Source organism: Geobacillus sp. YF-1 (assembly GCF_052692335.1).
Map to the genome: position 1 here is coordinate 1,794,648 of NZ_CP199850.1, position 15,670 is coordinate 1,810,317.

Consider the following 15,670-nt stretch of genomic DNA (forward strand, 5'->3'; position numbering starts at 1 on the left):
ACGCCACAATCACCGAACCGAGGATAAAGAGATTGATCAACACTTGTTTTGCTTTGACTTTCATTTTCTTCTCCTCCTTAAAAATTGGATTTATTTGTTGATCGCAGGAGCGGTCGTGGTTTCTTTCTCAGCATCATCTGCTCGATGTCGCGGTGCGCTGAGCATCAGATGCTGGATAAAGACGAACGCCCCTACGTTCATCACAACGTCGCCGATGCTGATGACTTGTTGGCGCGGGTACGGCGGAGACAGCGGGATGATGTCGCCGAGAAACGGCAGCAACGTGTCCGATGTGATCGCTTGGTGCTTGCCGTACAGACCGGCTTTTAACGCTTCAATGTATTCGCGGCCAAGAAATTGCGCAGCTTCGACGGATACCGGCATTCGCCCCCCGTTGACAGCCATCACGATAAAGTTGAGCAACACGCCGGCGAAAATCACTGAAAATCCTGGCTGATGGCGGTTGAGCCATAAAAAGACAAGCCCGGTGATGTAGACGAGAAGAAAAATCTCATTGCTTATTTTCGCGATCCATGTTACGTCTTCCTGAAGGAAAAAGATGACCATCTGCACCACCAGCAGCAGTGGAAACAACCAACCGCCGCGCAGTTTCATAGTAGCAAGCCCTTTCAAGCTGCCGCCGCGAAACCAGCCGATCAACAACGACAAGATGATTCCATCGTAAACCATAACGCCGTCCCCTTATACACCGAATTTTCTATCTTTTCTAAAACTAACGTCTTCACTTCTATTTTTACCGTTTTTTTCATCTCATGTAAATAGGCTATTCGTCCTAACTGTGAACAAATTTTAATAAATATCGTCTTGTTTCCCTTGGCTTCATTGTTTTTCGCAACCAAAAGCGACAAAAACAGCGCAATGTACATTTAGAAGGTTGGTGATTGAGGGCAAAATACTACCGATTTTATCCGTTTCTCAATTAGAGAAACCTTGCAGAGCGAGCTTTCTTTTCTGAATGAAAACGCCGCCGATTCGTGTGTGACGGCCGTTTTTCACCACCCACTTAGACAACAGGAACGTCTTCCGTCGAACAATCAAGAAAACGGATTCCGATCACCATCAGGAATCCGTTCCCCTACCGATCATTGCCGCTCTGGTCCGCAGCTGCCAGCGCAACGGTCGGCCGCATGGCATGCAGCGCATCTTCCTTTGGCGCTTTTTTTCACGTGACGGACTAGCGTCCACCCAGCATAGGAGAAAATTGCACCGCCAATGACGAGATTCGCAATCATCATCTTCTCCTCCTTTCATTGAAAACCGAATATCATTCCAGCTTGGTAAACAACAAATGACAACATATAAGCGACTGTTAAGGCAACGCCGATCGACAACAGCATCCATTTCCACGATCCGGTTTCTTTGCGGATCGTCGCTGCCGTCGCTAAACATGGTGTATATAGAAGGACAAACACCATAAAGCTGAAGGCTGACAACGGAGTGAAATGGGAAGCGATCACCGATTTCAATCCGGCCGCCTCATGGACGTGATAAATAATATTCATCGTTGATACAACAACTTCTTTCGCCAAAAAGCCGGTAATTAACGCAGCCCCGGCCTGCCAAGCGCCAAAACCAAGCGGCGCCAACAGCGGCGCAATCATCCCGCCGATGGCCGCCAGCAGGCTGTCATCCATTGAGACCCCAACCCCATGCGGCCCGATATACGTCAACAGCCAAATGGCAACCGAGCCGCCGAAAATAAACGTTCCGGCTTTGCGGACAAACCCTTTCCCTTTCTCCCATGTGCTGCGCCATAATGTGAGCGCCTGCGGCACACGATATGGGGGCAATTCAATGACAAAGAGCGAGCTTTCATTTTTGAATACGGCCGATGAAAACAATTTGGCCAGCCCTAAGGCTACTATGATGCCAAGCACGTAAAGCGAAAAGACGACAAGCGCCTGTTCGCGAACAAAAAACGTCCCCGCAAACAGCGCGTACACCGGCAAGCGGGCGGAGCACGACATAAACGGCAACAGCAACATCGTCAACAGCCGTTCTTTCGGCTGCTCGATCGTGCGCGCCGCCATCACTCCGGGAACGTTGCAGCCAAAGCCGATAATCATCGGAATAAACGCTTTGCCGTTTAACCCAATCGCTTCCATGATTCGATCCATCACCATCGCGACACGCGCCATGTATCCGGAGTCTTCCAGCAATGAAATGAAAAAGAACAAAATGAAAATTTGCGGCACAAATACAAGCACACCGCCGACCCCAGCGACAATGCCATCCAACACAAGCGCTTCGATAAACGGCGACGCTCCCGCCCAATCAAGCAAACGCGACAACCAATCGGTGAGCGGTCCGGAGAAAAAGGCGTCAAGCCGGTCGGCAAGCGGCGTGCCGAGCCAGTTGAACGTGAGCATAAACACGATATACATCAGCGCCAAAAAAATCGGCAGCCCAGCATAACGGTTTGTCACCACCGCGTCGATTTTTTCCGTTAGCGTCAGCGGCTTTGGCGCAAACTCGATGGCCGCCGCCGCGATCGTTTCGCTGATCCAGCGGTCGCGCGCTTCATAAATACGCTTAGCCACCGGGCAGCCAAGCACCTGTTCCGTCTCCGCTCGAATCGCTACAAGCAGTGACAAATCGCAACGGTTGCTCAAATAGGCGGCGATGCGCTCGTTTCCTTCTAGAAATTGCAGCGCCATCCAGCGCTTATCTCCCGGCACGTCATCGGGAAGTTGCTCGGCAATGCGGCGGATCGCGCGTTCCACTTCGATGCCGTAATCAATAAAAATGCGGGAATGGCGTCCGTCTTTTGTCGACAAAATGGTGTGCGATAACTCCTTTATCCCCTTTCCCGTCCGCGCGATGACCGGAACAACCGGGACGCCGAGATGGCGTGACAGCTTGGCGGCATCGATGTTGATGCCGCGCTTTTCCGCGACATCGACCATGTTCAAAGCGATGATGAGCGGCCGGCCAAATTCCAATAGCTGAACCGTCAAATGCAAGTTGCGCTTGAGTTGCGACGCGTCAACGATATTGACGATCACTGAACACGGCTCGGTCAATAAAAAATCAGTCGCCACTCCTTCATCACGCGACAGCGGTTGGAGCGAGTAAAGGCCGGGCAAATCGACGACCGGCACACCGTGCTGGCGAAGCACTCCTACTTTCTTCTCGACCGTCACTCCGCTCCAGTTGCCAACATATTCATAGGAGCCAGTTAAACAATTAAACAATGACGTTTTGCCAGTATTGGGGTTGCCAAACAGCGCTACGTACGCCATCATTTCACCTCAATCGCCGACGCTTCTTTGCGCCGCAAGCCGATGGCCTGTCCATCGACTTCGACCATCACCGGCCCGCCAAACGGCATCGCGGCTTTTAACCGCACCATTTTTCCTTCTTTGACCCCTAGATGAAGAAGACGCTGTTTCAGTGCCTCATTGTCAACAGCCAAACGGACGACGACCGCTGTCTCTCCTTTATGCAAATCGGTCAGCACCATCGTCTTTCCCCCTATTTCCCTGTCTACACTTATTGATGCCAATAATGATTCTTTTTCTCAATTCCTATCATAGCACAACTGAAGAAAAAGGGAGTGAATTTTTTCACAGCGACTCCATATTGTCAACGTTTCTTCAAAATTTGGCGATTCATTAGTTGAACTTTTCAAAAAAATGTATATAATTTCTTGTATATCTTTCCCATCTTTGTTCAAGGAGTGAGTACAGTGAATACACTAGGAAGAATCAGCAACGTTGTCGGCAATACGTTTGCGATCTGGGTGCTTCTGTTCGGCGCGCTCGCTTTTTTCGTTCCCGGCGCGTTTACGTGGATCGCCCCGTATATTGTGCCGCTGTTAGGCATCGTGATGTTTGGCATGGGATTGACACTTTCAGCAGATGATTTCAAAGAAGTATTCAAACGTCCGCTTGATGTGTTGATCGGCGTCGTTGCCCAGTTTCTGATCATGCCCCTTGTCGCGTTTTTGCTCGCTTACTTTCTGCCGGTTTCGCGTGAAGTGGCGCTCGGCATTATTTTAGTCGGCTGCTGCCCGGGCGGAACGGCGTCCAACGTCATGACGTATTTGGCAAAAGGAGATACGGCGCTGTCGGTCGCCGTCACGTCTGTTTCGACGATTTTAGCGCCGATTTTGACGCCTTCGCTCATTTTGCTTTTCGCCGGAAAATGGTTGTCCGTATCGGCTGCGGCTTTGTTTTGGTCGATCGTCAAAGTCGTCCTGATTCCAATCCTTTTAGGACTCATCGCCCAGGCGCTGTTCCAAAAGCAAGTCAAAGCGTGCATCCCGGCGCTCCCGCTCGTTTCGGTCATCGCCATCGTGGCCATCGTCGCCGCCGTCGTCGGGCAAAACCAAGCGGCCATTGCCAAAAGCGGACTGCTCATCTTCCTTATTGTCGTGGCCCATAACGGGTTGGGCTTGTTGCTTGGGTATTGGTTTGCCAAACTGTTTCGCCTGTCACCGCCCAAACAAAAGGCGATTTCCATCGAAGTCGGCATGCAAAACTCCGGGCTTGGCGCGGCCTTGGCGACCGCCCATTTTTCGCCGCTCGCCGCCGTTCCGAGCGCCATTTTCAGCGTCTGGCACAATATTTCCGGTCCGATGGTCGCCACATACTTCCGCAAACAAGCGGATCGCCAACCACCGGATGACAAGACGGTTTCCGCCTAACCTTCCCTCTTGCGCCTTGTCCAACGGCAGGAAACAAAAAAGCGGCCTCCCGGCGGAAACGCTCGTCTTCCGGGTGCCGCTTTTTGTTCATCGCCATGCTCAAGCGGCCAGGCGCTATTCAGACAACGCTCCGTTTGCCATCGTCCCTTCAAACGGAAACACCATTCGCCCCGCCAGTTCAGGGAAATCAATGAACGGGTTGCGGTTGCCTTGGATGAAAAAAATCGCGCTGTTGCGATGATGTTCATACACCGTCGGCGGAAATTGCTCGTGCCAACGGACAAGGAGCGGAATATCGATTTTGCGCCGAAACGGCTTTGCGATCGCCTTCGGATAGCGAAGCAGAAAGTACAGCATGGCCCTTGCCGCCGTCCCTTTGCCGTACTCCGGCTCGAAATAGCCGTTATAGACAACGCCGCAACGGTTTTGCACTTGCTCGTCGGGGTCTTCCGGATTGTAAAACGGAAAATCCGCATACGGAAAATTCGACCGCATCGTGTTGCACTCCGGCTGGCAGACGAACAAATGATGCAAATCACCTTTCATCGGTTCGCGGGCGCCAAACCACGACTGCGGCACGACATGTTCGGCATTGAATTTCCATTGCTGCTCGATCGTTTTCACCCGCTCGTGCATATCGCCGAGCCCATGCTTCATGTTTTTCAACAACTGGCGAAATTCATCGTAGCGCCGTTTCATCGTTTCGACATCTTGGACGATCAACATCTTCGGGTCTTTTCGCTCGCCGGAGTACAAGCTTCGCACCGTTCCGTCCGGCTGCAAGTCGACCCATGTGTACAAATATTCGTCCTTGCTGAAAAAATACGGCAGCCGCCGCTTATGGGTGCGCGCCACCAGTTCGTGATAGCGGACAAACAACATCCATCCGTCCCCGTCAAACGGCAGATGACGATAATATCGGGCGCGCGCCCTCTCATCTTCGGCGGCCTGGTAATACGCGTCCTCCAGAGCGAGCCGCTCGTGCAACGGCTCGAGCTGCGCGACCACATCTTCCGTTTGCCATTGGCTGAGCTCGTCAAGCTGCCGTTCCGTCTCCCCCATCGCCGCTCCCCTCTCTTCCTTTTTCTTTTAGTGTATCACGAAAGGAGAAGAGGCGACAGCAGCGCTAATGCAAAAGAAATGACGTGGCGCCGAACAAAACGGCGGCGATGCCGGCGGCGATGAGCGACGGAACCAGCTTCGTGCGCGCATACTCGATCACCGGCAAATCCAAAATGGTGCACAGCGTCACGGTATTGTCGCTGAGCGGCGACGCGAACGCCCCGAACGTCCCGCTCGCAAACACCGCGCCGATGACCGGTAAAATGTTCGCTCCCGACTGGCTCGCGAGCGTTACGCCAAGCGGCATCAACATCCCCCATGTCCCCCACGACGAGCCGATGAAATAGGAAATGACGGCGCCAAGCAAAAACAAAATCGGGGCGACAAAAAACGGCGGAATCCATTCTTTGACATGGCCCGTAATGTATTGCGAAAACCCTAAATCCTCCGCCACCGCCGACAGCGCCCAAATGAGCGCCAGCATCAAAATGACAGACATAAGTTCATTGCCGCCCTTGACAAAATGAGTCAACAAATCCGTCAAGCGAAACCGCTGCCAAAGGAAGAACGCAACGGTGATCATGACCGTAAACAAAAGCGCCTCTAACATCGCCCCGAGCGCATCGCTTTGCAAAAACGCCTCCCAAAACGTTCTCGCCCCGCGGTGACCGTCCCACCAGCTTAAAAACAACGTCAAAACGAGCACGATCGAAAGGGGAACGATCAAATTCCAAGGCTTGACCGGCGTTTCTTTTTGATACGCGCGCGGGCATGTCTGCATCGCGTCTCCTTCTTCCCCTTGCGCTTCGTTGGGCGGATGGTCAGCCGGTCGCTGTTCTTCCGCCATTTCGAGCGCCAAACGCGGATCCCAACGCTCGATCGGCTTTCCCCCCCGCTCTTTGCTGATCTCCGCCTGTTTTTTGCGCGAGTAGACAAAAAAGCTGTAGTACAGCCCGACGGCGAGAATGGCATACGAGAAAAAGTTAAACGGAATGCTGCGGACGTACACGATGTACGGCTCCGCTCCGATGCCGGCCGTATCAAGCGCCTTGTCGATGACCGACACCATATAGCCGACGAACGCGGTGGCAATTGGGATGAGCGCGACAACCGGGTTGGAGGTCACCTCAATGGCAAAGCCGATTTGCTGGGACGACAGCCCAAGCCGTTTGCGCAGCGCCTTCATGATCGGCGCGACGGTGACGATGCGAAAATCAGGGTCGCTAAACGTCACCATCGTCGAGATCCACGTCAGCAGCATGGCCGCTTTGGCCGATTTCACTTTTTGGCTGACGAGATGGACGAACCCTTTGATTCCCCCGGTATATTTGATCATGCTGACAAGACCGGCAAACACGTATAAAAACATGATGATGCGAATGTTGTTCGTCTGCATCAAGTTATCGACGACGTAATGAAGCATCGTTCGCAATCCGCCGAGCAGCGACGGCGTCAATAAATAGCTTCCGACCAACAGCCCGACAAACAGACCGGGAATCACTTGCTTCGTCCAAATCGAAACGGGAATGACAACGAGAAACGGCAACAGCGCTCTCCACGACGGCTCCATACACTACCACTCCTTTCTTTCTAAAATTATGGGAATGATTTCTCGTTTCTATTCAGCCCGCCATCAATCTTTGTCGCTCGCGCCTGGATGTGAACCATATTTCGCTGCCGCTTCCCGTTCGGCTAAGGGACGATCCTACTGCCGGCGCCAAACGTTCTGCGATGAATACAAGCTTCAGCACAAGACGCGTTTCCCATAGCGATGAAAAAGCGGCCAAAGCTGCCCATTTAGACAGCCTTGACCGCTTCCGTTCCCGCCACAGGCGGCAACGCCATGACGTGGAGCGTCACTTCCGGCTTCGAGCCGATCCGGATGTTCACTCCCGTTTGCCCAAGCCCTTCGTTGATATAAAACGGTTTTCCTTCCCATTCATGATAACCTTTGATCATGTTCCGCTCGGTGAGCGTTTTGCTCATTTTCGCCAAATGGTACGGCTTCGGCCAATGAATTTGCCCGCCGTGGAAATGACCCGACAGCAAGTAATCAAAATGATAATCTTTCATATGCGGCACGATGTCTGGATCGTGCGTCAACACGAGGTTGATGCCGTCTTTCACGCCGGCGTATGCCTTTTTGATGTCACTGCGCCCCGTGTAAAAATCATCGATGCCGATGATATGGACGGTTTGACCGTTGACCGTGATCGTTTTCGTCTCGTTTTGCAAGACGGTGCAGCCGTGCGCCTCAAGCGTCGCTCTCAAGCGCTCAAACGCTTCACCTTGAAGCACGTAATCATGGTTGCCAAACACCGCATACATGCCGTACGTCGGTTTCAATGCATTGAGCGCAGCCAAATACGGACCGAGCTTGGCGATGCTTTCCTCACGGTCCAAAAAGTCGCCCGTCAACGCGATCAAATCGATCGCTTCGTCTTTCAGCTTGTTGTATACATCGTCCGGGGTGATGGACAGTTTTTCAAGATGCAAATCCGACAGCTGCAAAATCCGAAGGGCTCCGTCCCCACCCTCTGGACAGCCGCCGACTTGGACTTTATGCAAAACCGCTTCATACGTGTTGCGGTGGGCTTTACGAATGATGAAAGCAAGCAATAACAAGATGGCAAGAACGCCAAAAAAGATGGTCATCGTCTTCTCTCCTCCCTCGATACCCATTATAGTGAAATGGAGGAGAGAAGAAAGAGGGAGTTAGTGGATAAGATGGCAACCGTAGAGCGAAACCAGCTTTTCTTTTGACATCACCAAATACTTCGGCGGGCGGACGCGAAAAATGAAACGTCGCGTCGTCCGCCATTCCCCTCCACGGCATATTCAAGCCGGGATTCACCATTGATCAAGGAAAACAGCAGGTTTGCCCCTGCCCTCCAAGCCAACTTTTTCCACAGCCCATTTTTTTGAAAGGTAGGATCTTCACGAACGCCTCCGAAAATGGGCGTTCATTTGCCCTTTTAACATTCGCTCGCGCAGCTCTTTCGTCATCTCTTGACGAATTTCCCAAGTCGATACACCTTCCTCGCGTTGATTAGCAATTTTCATCAAATGCTCCACATCGGCGAATGAATATTTGCGAGTTCCTTTGGAACGGTCAGGGAACACCAGCTTCCGTTCCTCGTAATAACGAATTTGCCGCTGCGACAGCCCGGTCAGTTCGCTGACGACACCGATCGAAATGACTTTTTTATATTTGTAATGATCCTCTTGTGGATGAGCAGTCATCTTCCTCACCTCTATACGTTACATTTTCTAACGCAATTATACAAAAAATCATGGTATCTCGTTAACTTTTGTAAATAAAATTAACACATTTTTTAAATTTCCTGTAAATGTGCTTAACACATTCGCTGTACACTAAAGAAAAAGGTGGTATCGTAAAGGTAAAAACAGGGAGGGAGCGACATGGGGAAATGGATGCAACAGGCAGTAAAACAACAAAAACAGTTTTATATTAACCACCTGCTGCGAGTGGGTTTGACCGATGATCCAGCACAGCTCGAACACTGGACGATAGAGGAATTGCGCCGCGAATACGAACGATTTAGACCCATTTGGACCATGAAAGGGGGCCAGTTCCATGAACGAAAAAGCGCTCGAGCTGGCGAAACGCATCATTGAGCTCGATCTGCAGCGCGACGCCATGTTTGAACAGCTGATTCAACTGGTCGGAAACCGCGCTGAGGAGCTGCTCCGCTTTTTCCAAAACCGACTTTAAAACAACGCTAGAAGGTTGTTGGAAATCAGAGGTTTCCTTTGGTCGATGAATAAAAGTTGAGAAACAACTTTGAGAAGCGATTGCGCGAGTCAATCACCAACCTCCCTCCTAAACAGGTGGGCTAGCGGACGATGTCGGTTGACCACCAACGAACAACCGCCCCACAAACAGAAGGTGTCCCCACCCCACATCGTTAAGGGACACCTTCGCTGATGGCCGTTATTCGTTGACAGAAAGCGTTACGTCAATATTGCCGCGGACCGCTTTCGAATACGGGCAGATTTGATGAGCAGCATGCACCAGCTCTTCGGCCGTTGGGCGATCAACGCCTAGCACACGCACTTCGAGAGCAACCGCCAGCCGAAACCCACCATCTGCTTCGTCTTTGCCAAGCACCACCCGAGCGGTCACTTCCGTACCATCGGTTTTGATCTTTTTTTGGCGAATCACTAAATTCAATGCGCTGTCAAAGCAAGCAGCATATCCCGCCGCAAACAATTGCTCAGGATTGGTCGCACCACCCGGTCCTCCGAGTTCTTTCGGCATTTTCACCTCGAGAGAAAGGATCCCATCGTCGGACACTACCTTTCCGTTTCTCCCACCATGAGCTGTGACGGACGTTGAGTAAATCGATTGCATCCTCCAGCACCTCTCTTCCTAAAATTTAATTTTGCACAACTTAATTTTAAACAATACAAATTTAAAAAGCAAGTCTCTCCTCCTCACGAACTGGTTTGCGCCATTTCGAGCCGTTGAAGCAGCGAACGCAACAAAGGCAACAATTGATTCCACTCCTCACTAGGAAGTCCCACTCGTTCTGCAATGGCTTGCGGTATGCATTGCGCTTCTACTTTTAATTTGTCGCCTTTTTCCGTTAGCGTGATGTGGACCACTCGTTCATCTTCCACCGAGCGCGACCGATGAATGAGTCCGTTTTCTTCCATTCTCTTTAACATCGGTGTTAGCGTGCCGGAATCTAAATACAATCGTCGACCTAACTCCTTCACTGTTGATTCCCCCTTCTCCCATAACACCAAAAGCACTAAATATTGCGGATATGTAATTTCAAGTTTTTCAAGCAACGGACGATAAAGTTTGGTCAATTCGCGCGAACAAGCATAAATCGCAAAACAAAGCTGATCGTCAAGTCGCAATGCATCGTTGTACTTCATCAACCATTCCTCCATGATTCAACTTTTTTTATGCCCTCCTTTGTTCATTATACGTTGATCTGCACCACAACTGAAAAGGAAATCACTGCCCTTTGAAAATCCATCTCACAACGAACCGATCAATTCCCCAATGATCCCTTCATCAATGGGAAAATGAGCGAAAACGAGGACCGACGCAACCAGGCTTTTCGAATTGAGAAATGACATTGTAAAGCCGGATCGAAACGAAGTAAGACCGCACTATTCCTCTCCTCTTCGATCACTGCCTCCCTAGTTTTTCATGAAGGTGAAGCAAAACTATCTTTTCCACCTTGTTTCATCCGCATAAACACGAAAAGGTGTCCCTAAGCTCCGGACACCTTTTCGCTGTCTCTTGTTTGATTGCAGCCTTTTATCCAGATCGCTCCACCATACCGTTCGCACGGGGGACATCCTCAACCGCCTGCGCTTGTAAACGGCGCGCCGTCAGCATAGCCCCTCCGAGAACAATGGCAAACAGCCAAAATCCGTATGCCGGGGAACCGAGCCACTGCTTCATCGCCCCGAGCACGTTCGGCAGCAAAAACCCTCCCAACCCGCCGGCCGCCCCGACGATGCCGGTCAGCAATCCGACTTCTTTCAGAAACCAAGTTGGAACGACTTGGAACAAGGCACCGTTTGCCGCACCAAAGCAAAGGAAAAGAACGACCATCAATCCAAACACGATAAAAAGGGGCGGCAATGCGCTGATGAACGCAAGCAAAACCGCTCATCGCCACCATCAGTGGATCGGCCGCGAAGCAAGCAATTCATCGATGATTCGCGAATAATGGTCAACGCGCCGTTCGAGCTCATCGACTTGCTTCTCCAACTGCGTCATATATTGCCGGAACGTAATCGGCACCCCGTGCCGCTGTTCGAGCCGCTTCTCGATTTGCTGCCGCTCGCCGCAGACGGACACGAAAATGCGCATATCGCGGCCAAACACCTCGCGCACCGTCTCGCCGATCAGTTCGCCGTATCTGATTTGCAGCCATTCACATTGAATCTCGTTCACGCATTCGATAATCAGCCAGTCTTCATCCACCGTCGCGGACGTCGACGCGAACCAAGCATCAAAAGAGGCGCCAGACAATTTTTGCGCGAGCTTGGCTTTGACCTGCTCCCACAAATGTTCCTTCACCGCTCCTCCTCCTTCCGCTAAAAAATAGGCCACACTCAACAGTGACAGAGCGAAACAATGCAAAACGAAGAATTCGTGATGAGAAAACATGACGTTTGCGTCGCGCCATGGGCGAAGTTCACCATTCGCTCCCCTCGAAGGCTGGTGAAAAACCACGGATTCCCTTCATTAATCGAGAATGAGTGAAAAGCAGAACCGATGCAACAAAGTTTTTCTAGTTGAGAAATCACATTGTAAAGCCGTATCCCCGATGAAATCGCCAGCCTTCTAGAAAGCGGGGCATGTTGGGTAACATACGGCCAGACGTCACTATTTTTCACCGAAAGAAACCTTATCGAATCCGTTTTTTGGACAAGATGCCGCTGCTTGGCGTCCGGTAACCATCGGTTCATTAGCCTTCTAGAAGGCGGATCAAAACCTCTTGAGCAGCCCCCTTCTTCCCTATTCGTTCGGCTGCCAAAGATGCTCACGCAATGCGCTGCGAATGTCATCCGGAATCCGTTCAGGACGTCCCGTCTCAAAATTGAAATTGACATACACCGCCCGTCCTTTGGCGCAAACCACCCCGTTTTGATGGATCTCCTCATAAATCGTCAGGCTTGTGTTGCCAATACGCTCAATACCGGTGTACACTGTCACATCTTGTCCGTAATACATTTGATGGACATAGTCGACTTCCATGCGAATGATTACCATCCGCCAGCGCCGAAACGACAAATCCGGCGTAAACAGTTTGAAAATTTCATGCCGACCGGCTTCAAACCAAACAGGCACCGTCGTGTTGTTAATATGACCGACACCGTCCGTTTCCGACACGCGCGGCGTGATGACCGTCGTAAACATCCTCTTTCCTCCCTAAAAACACCTCAAATGTATTCGAGCTCGTTGTCGTTCTCTTTTTGTCGAATCGAGACGATTGATGTATATTCGTTCGCTTCAAGAGGCGAAAATTCCTTCTTCACCGTCAAGAAAATGCGGAAAATGTTGCCTTTTGAGCGAAAAAAGCCGTAAACCTAAACATGGAAAACCACTTTCGCTTTCCAAACAAAAAATACAGGAGCCAACCAACAGCCCCTGTATTTCTTCCTTATTCATGGTTCGGTTCGACGATCGTCCCGGCAAACGCGGCTTCGTAAATCGCGCGGATGTCGACTTCCAACAGCGGCAGCGGGCTGCGGGCGAGCAGCCGTTTCTGTTGGACAGCATCTTTCGTCAAGCTTTCTAACGCGCTTTCCGGGATGCCGAATCCGCCCAGCGTCTTCGGAATGCCGACGTCGGCGACAAGCCGTTCCAGTTCCTCGACGCACCGATACGATGCTTCCACTTCGGACAAAAAGCTCGAGTTGCCGCCGAGCGCGTTTAAAATATCAGCCATTCGTTTCGTGCAGCTTTGACGGATGTAGCCCATCACATACGGCAAAAGCACGGCGTTCGATTCGCCATGGGCGATATGAAACTGCCCGCCGAGCGGATACGCGAGCGCATGCACGCCGGCCACCCCGGCGTTGAAAAACGCCAAACCCGCTAGGTAACTACCGTTCGCCATATCCGTGCGCGCCTGTTTGTCCGTTCCGTTTTCCACCGCTTTGCGCAATGAGCGAGAAATGAGGCGCATGGCCGCGATCGCCAACCCATCCGATGTCGGGCTCGCGTTGACCGACACGTACGCTTCGACCGCATGGGTGAGCGCATCAATCCCGGTTGCGGCCGTCACCCGCGGCGGAACGGAAACGGTCAGCTGCGGATCGACGATGGCTACATCAGCCAACAAGTAATCGTGCGTCACGACATCCTTTGTCGTTTCTAAGGACAAGACAGAGATATTCGTCACTTCCGACCCGGTGCCTGATGTCGTCGGAATCAAAATTTTCGGCAGCCCTTTTTTCTCGAGTGCCCGCGTTCCCGTCAAGTTTAGGTAGTCGGCAACCGAACCGTCATGCACCGCCAAAACAGCGGCCAGTTTTGCCAAATCGAGCGCGCTACCGCCACCGACGCCGATGACAAGATCGAACTCCCCATCGCGGGCAAACGCCACCGCCTTTTCCCCCGTCGCAAGCGGCGGCTCGGGCACAACATCCGTATAGACGTGCACGCTGTACCCTGCTTGCCGGAGCGGAGACGTCACTTGCTCGACAAGGCCGATTTTCTCAAGCATTGGGTCAGTAATCACTAAAATTTGTTTCGCTCCCAACCGCTTCACTTCCGGAACCAAATGCTTAAGCGCCCCCCAGCCGACATGGCTGAGCGGCGGAAACACAATGCGAGCTACAGTCATGGTTCTCCCCATCCTTTCTATTCGTTGATCAAACAGCGCCATTTAGACACTCGCTCAAAACGACGCGACCCGCTTTTTCCATCAGACAAATGCAAGGGCTAATTTAGCGGCCCTGCGCCTCCTCCAGCTCCCGCTTCAGTTCCTCGACAAGCTCCGCCGCCGGAAGTTCCCGCGCCAGCCGGTATCCTTCTCCAGCCCAAAGCGACATCCGCTCCGGATCGCCCGCCTTGGCGGCGGCAGCACGCAGCGGCTTCGTCATATGGTGCACGTGCGGATACGCCGCCGGCGCTAGATCGCGATATTCGGCCATAAAGCGGTTCGCCAGCCCGCGCGCCGGCCGGCCGGTAAACGCCCGTGTCACAGCCGTTTCGGTAAACCGCGGATCGGCAAGCGCTTGCTTATGGAGCGGATGCGCCCCGCTTTCTGGGCAGCGCAAAAACGCCGTCCCGAGCTGCACCGCGCTCGCCCCCGCTTTGAGCGCCGCCGCGATGCCGCGCCCGTCCATGATCCCGCCCGCCGCCACAAGCGGGAGCCGAACCGAAGCGCGCACGTCGGCCAACAACGGGAACAACGCGATCGCCTCACCCTGCTTTGGATCGTTGCCAAACGACGCGCGATGCCCGCCCGCTTCCGCCCCTTGCACACAAAGGGCGTCCGCGCCGGCTTCAGATGCAATGTGAGCCTCTTCCACCGATGTCACCGTCACGATCACAAACACCCCAGCTTTCTGCAAGGCGGCGATCACCGTTTTGTCCGGGCAGCCAAACGTAAAGCTCGCGACCGGCACCTGCTCCTGAAGCAGCACATCCAGTTTCGCTTCCCAATCATCGTCCTCCCATTTCGGCTCGCCGACTGTTGCGCCGAGCCGTTCCGCCTCAGCCGCCAATACGGCGCGGTAGCGTTCGAGCGCCTTTTCATCCACCGTTTTATCCCCCGGCACAAACACATTCACCCCAAACGGACGGTCCGTTAGCGCCCGCAGCTTGTGAATTTCTGCCCTCATCGCTTCCGCCGTCTTGTACCCGCCAGCCAAAAATCCAAGCCCCTCGGCGCTCGACACCGCCGCGGCCAGCTCGGGCGTTGATACGCCGCCTGCCATCGGCGCTTGGATGATGGGGACGGGAAGTGTAGAAAGCATAGCGAATTTATCCCACCTTCCCCTAAAAACTAATCCTTTCTTAACTTTTTTCGCGTTCAAAATCAAAAATTCCTATATGAAATAATAAGACCCTTGTCAAAGATTGAATTTTTATATAATCCCGAACCAAAGCAACATATGTTAATATCTGTAGCTTCTATATATTTTAGGCTCTTCACCAAAAGTTGTACTTGATTTTTTCATCACGTACCTGATTTATGCAACCAAGAAAGAACAGGAAACCAATCATGTTTTGCATACACTTGTTCAGAGAAGTGAATCGTCTGTCAAGTACATGTTGTGGTGATGAGCCATATTTTAGGAAGAGAAATACCTTTTGTTATCCTTAGACCACACTTCCCTAAAACGTTTTAGAAGACTAGTAAAAAACCGCTGTCACACACCAATCGGCAGCATTTTCATTCAAAAAAGAAAGATGAAACCCGAAACGAAAAG

18 protein-coding genes are annotated in these 15,670 nt (G+C 52.0%); 3 read left to right on the plus strand and 15 right to left on the minus strand.

Features of this window, described 5'->3' with window-relative positions:
• Nucleotides 1–90 precede the first annotated feature (90 nt).
• The 4 genes from ACTVIM_RS09010 to ACTVIM_RS09025 form a co-directional block, all read right to left on the minus strand.
• On the minus strand, nucleotides 91–690 hold the full coding sequence (locus tag ACTVIM_RS09010) for a DUF5317 domain-containing protein (protein ID WP_033021550.1): 600 nt from the start codon (nucleotides 688–690) through the stop codon (nucleotides 91–93).
• A gap of 413 nt (nucleotides 691–1,103) precedes the next feature.
• Nucleotides 1,104–1,253 carry a FeoB-associated Cys-rich membrane protein gene (locus tag ACTVIM_RS09015; RefSeq protein WP_108209760.1) on the minus strand — a complete coding sequence of 50 codons (150 nt, stop codon included), beginning with the start codon at nucleotides 1,251–1,253 and terminating at the stop codon, nucleotides 1,104–1,106.
• Between the two features lie 15 nt (nucleotides 1,254–1,268).
• A complete protein-coding gene (feoB, locus tag ACTVIM_RS09020; RefSeq protein ID WP_445612358.1) occupies nucleotides 1,269–3,263 on the minus strand; it encodes a ferrous iron transport protein B in 1,995 nt (664 codons plus the stop codon).
• On the minus strand, nucleotides 3,263–3,484 hold the full coding sequence (locus ACTVIM_RS09025; protein WP_445612359.1) for a FeoA family protein: 222 nt from the start codon (nucleotides 3,482–3,484) through the stop codon (nucleotides 3,263–3,265). Before ACTVIM_RS09025 ends, feoB begins: the two co-directional genes overlap by 1 nt.
• A gap of 225 nt (nucleotides 3,485–3,709) precedes the next feature.
• On the opposite strand from ACTVIM_RS09025, the gene ACTVIM_RS09030 reads away from it, so the two are divergent.
• On the plus strand, nucleotides 3,710–4,669 hold the full coding sequence (locus tag ACTVIM_RS09030; RefSeq protein ID WP_445612360.1) for a bile acid:sodium symporter family protein: 960 nt from the start codon (nucleotides 3,710–3,712) through the stop codon (nucleotides 4,667–4,669).
• Between the two features lie 114 nt (nucleotides 4,670–4,783).
• Here ACTVIM_RS09030 and ACTVIM_RS09035 read toward each other — a convergent pair whose 3' ends face one another.
• The 4 genes from ACTVIM_RS09035 to ACTVIM_RS09050 form a co-directional block, all read right to left on the minus strand.
• The gene (locus ACTVIM_RS09035; RefSeq protein ID WP_445612361.1) at nucleotides 4,784–5,731 is read right to left on the minus strand and encodes an endonuclease I family protein; all 948 of its coding nucleotides are present in this window, start codon (nucleotides 5,729–5,731) and stop codon (nucleotides 4,784–4,786) included.
• 64 nt (nucleotides 5,732–5,795) lie between these two features.
• Entirely contained in the window at nucleotides 5,796–7,301 is a 1,506-nt protein-coding gene (locus ACTVIM_RS09040) for a Na+/H+ antiporter NhaC family protein (protein ID WP_033017764.1), read from the minus strand.
• 227 nt (nucleotides 7,302–7,528) lie between these two features.
• Complete coding sequence (locus tag ACTVIM_RS09045) at nucleotides 7,529–8,386, minus strand: metallophosphoesterase (protein ID WP_445612362.1); 858 nt, start codon at nucleotides 8,384–8,386, stop codon at nucleotides 7,529–7,531.
• Nucleotides 8,387–8,668: 282 nt separating this feature from the next.
• A complete protein-coding gene (locus tag ACTVIM_RS09050) occupies nucleotides 8,669–8,974 on the minus strand; it encodes a MerR family transcriptional regulator (RefSeq protein WP_033017766.1) in 306 nt (101 codons plus the stop codon).
• A 192-nt stretch (nucleotides 8,975–9,166) separates the two neighbouring features.
• Here ACTVIM_RS09050 and ACTVIM_RS09055 point away from each other — a divergent pair, with 192 nt between their 5' ends.
• The gene (locus ACTVIM_RS09055) at nucleotides 9,167–9,370 is read left to right on the plus strand and encodes a Fur-regulated basic protein FbpA (RefSeq protein ID WP_231559894.1); all 204 of its coding nucleotides are present in this window, start codon (nucleotides 9,167–9,169) and stop codon (nucleotides 9,368–9,370) included.
• Nucleotides 9,330–9,467, plus strand: a complete 138-nt coding sequence (locus ACTVIM_RS09060; RefSeq protein WP_165570902.1) for a hypothetical protein — start codon at nucleotides 9,330–9,332, stop codon at nucleotides 9,465–9,467. The genes ACTVIM_RS09055 and ACTVIM_RS09060 overlap by 41 nt, the downstream gene beginning before the upstream one ends.
• A 219-nt stretch (nucleotides 9,468–9,686) precedes the next feature.
• Here ACTVIM_RS09060 and ACTVIM_RS09065 read toward each other — a convergent pair whose 3' ends face one another.
• The 7 genes from ACTVIM_RS09065 to ACTVIM_RS09095 form a co-directional block, all read right to left on the minus strand.
• Nucleotides 9,687–10,106: an organic hydroperoxide resistance protein gene (locus ACTVIM_RS09065; protein WP_445612363.1), complete on the minus strand. Its 420-nt coding sequence runs from the start codon at nucleotides 10,104–10,106 to the stop codon at nucleotides 9,687–9,689.
• A gap of 83 nt (nucleotides 10,107–10,189) precedes the next feature.
• Nucleotides 10,190–10,639: a MarR family winged helix-turn-helix transcriptional regulator gene (locus ACTVIM_RS09070; RefSeq protein WP_445612364.1), complete on the minus strand. Its 450-nt coding sequence runs from the start codon at nucleotides 10,637–10,639 to the stop codon at nucleotides 10,190–10,192.
• Nucleotides 10,640–11,030: 391 nt separating this feature from the next.
• Complete coding sequence (locus ACTVIM_RS09075) at nucleotides 11,031–11,381, minus strand: hypothetical protein (RefSeq protein ID WP_445612365.1); 351 nt, start codon at nucleotides 11,379–11,381, stop codon at nucleotides 11,031–11,033.
• Nucleotides 11,382–11,399: 18 nt separating this feature from the next.
• Complete coding sequence (locus tag ACTVIM_RS09080) at nucleotides 11,400–11,801, minus strand: DnaA N-terminal domain-containing protein (RefSeq protein WP_033019076.1); 402 nt, start codon at nucleotides 11,799–11,801, stop codon at nucleotides 11,400–11,402.
• A gap of 441 nt (nucleotides 11,802–12,242) precedes the next feature.
• Nucleotides 12,243–12,644: an acyl-CoA thioesterase gene (locus tag ACTVIM_RS09085; protein WP_033019077.1), complete on the minus strand. Its 402-nt coding sequence runs from the start codon at nucleotides 12,642–12,644 to the stop codon at nucleotides 12,243–12,245.
• Between the two features lie 244 nt (nucleotides 12,645–12,888).
• The gene (locus ACTVIM_RS09090) at nucleotides 12,889–14,076 is read right to left on the minus strand and encodes an iron-containing alcohol dehydrogenase (protein WP_445612366.1); all 1,188 of its coding nucleotides are present in this window, start codon (nucleotides 14,074–14,076) and stop codon (nucleotides 12,889–12,891) included.
• Nucleotides 14,077–14,179: 103 nt separating this feature from the next.
• Complete coding sequence (locus tag ACTVIM_RS09095; protein WP_445612367.1) at nucleotides 14,180–15,214, minus strand: NAD(P)H-dependent flavin oxidoreductase; 1,035 nt, start codon at nucleotides 15,212–15,214, stop codon at nucleotides 14,180–14,182.
• Between the last annotated feature and the right edge of the window lie 456 nt (nucleotides 15,215–15,670).

Excerpts from the sequence above, each read along its gene's own strand:
- ACTVIM_RS09085 (WP_033019077.1), bottom strand. The coding sequence starts at position 12,644 with ATGTTTACGACGGTCATCACGCCGCGCGTGTCGGAAACGGACGGTGTC.
- ACTVIM_RS09010 (WP_033021550.1), bottom strand. The coding sequence starts at position 690 with ATGGTTTACGATGGAATCATCTTGTCGTTGTTGATCGGCTGGTTTCGC.
- ACTVIM_RS09065 (WP_445612363.1), bottom strand. The coding sequence starts at position 10,106 with ATGCAATCGATTTACTCAACGTCCGTCACAGCTCATGGTGGGAGAAAC.
- ACTVIM_RS09045 (WP_445612362.1), bottom strand. The coding sequence starts at position 8,386 with ATGACCATCTTTTTTGGCGTTCTTGCCATCTTGTTATTGCTTGCTTTC.
- ACTVIM_RS09095 (WP_445612367.1), bottom strand. The coding sequence starts at position 15,214 with ATGCTTTCTACACTTCCCGTCCCCATCATCCAAGCGCCGATGGCAGGC.
- ACTVIM_RS09055 (WP_231559894.1), top strand. The coding sequence starts at position 9,167 with ATGCAACAGGCAGTAAAACAACAAAAACAGTTTTATATTAACCACCTG.
- feoB (WP_445612358.1), bottom strand. The coding sequence starts at position 3,263 with ATGGCGTACGTAGCGCTGTTTGGCAACCCCAATACTGGCAAAACGTCA.
- ACTVIM_RS09035 (WP_445612361.1), bottom strand. The coding sequence starts at position 5,731 with ATGGGGGAGACGGAACGGCAGCTTGACGAGCTCAGCCAATGGCAAACG.
- ACTVIM_RS09050 (WP_033017766.1), bottom strand. The coding sequence starts at position 8,974 with ATGACTGCTCATCCACAAGAGGATCATTACAAATATAAAAAAGTCATT.
- ACTVIM_RS09025 (WP_445612359.1), bottom strand. The coding sequence starts at position 3,484 with ATGGTGCTGACCGATTTGCATAAAGGAGAGACAGCGGTCGTCGTCCGT.
- ACTVIM_RS09015 (WP_108209760.1), bottom strand. The coding sequence starts at position 1,253 with ATGATTGCGAATCTCGTCATTGGCGGTGCAATTTTCTCCTATGCTGGG.
- ACTVIM_RS09060 (WP_165570902.1), top strand. The coding sequence starts at position 9,330 with ATGAACGAAAAAGCGCTCGAGCTGGCGAAACGCATCATTGAGCTCGAT.
- ACTVIM_RS09070 (WP_445612364.1), bottom strand. The coding sequence starts at position 10,639 with ATGAAGTACAACGATGCATTGCGACTTGACGATCAGCTTTGTTTTGCG.
- ACTVIM_RS09040 (WP_033017764.1), bottom strand. The coding sequence starts at position 7,301 with ATGGAGCCGTCGTGGAGAGCGCTGTTGCCGTTTCTCGTTGTCATTCCC.
- ACTVIM_RS09090 (WP_445612366.1), bottom strand. The coding sequence starts at position 14,076 with ATGACTGTAGCTCGCATTGTGTTTCCGCCGCTCAGCCATGTCGGCTGG.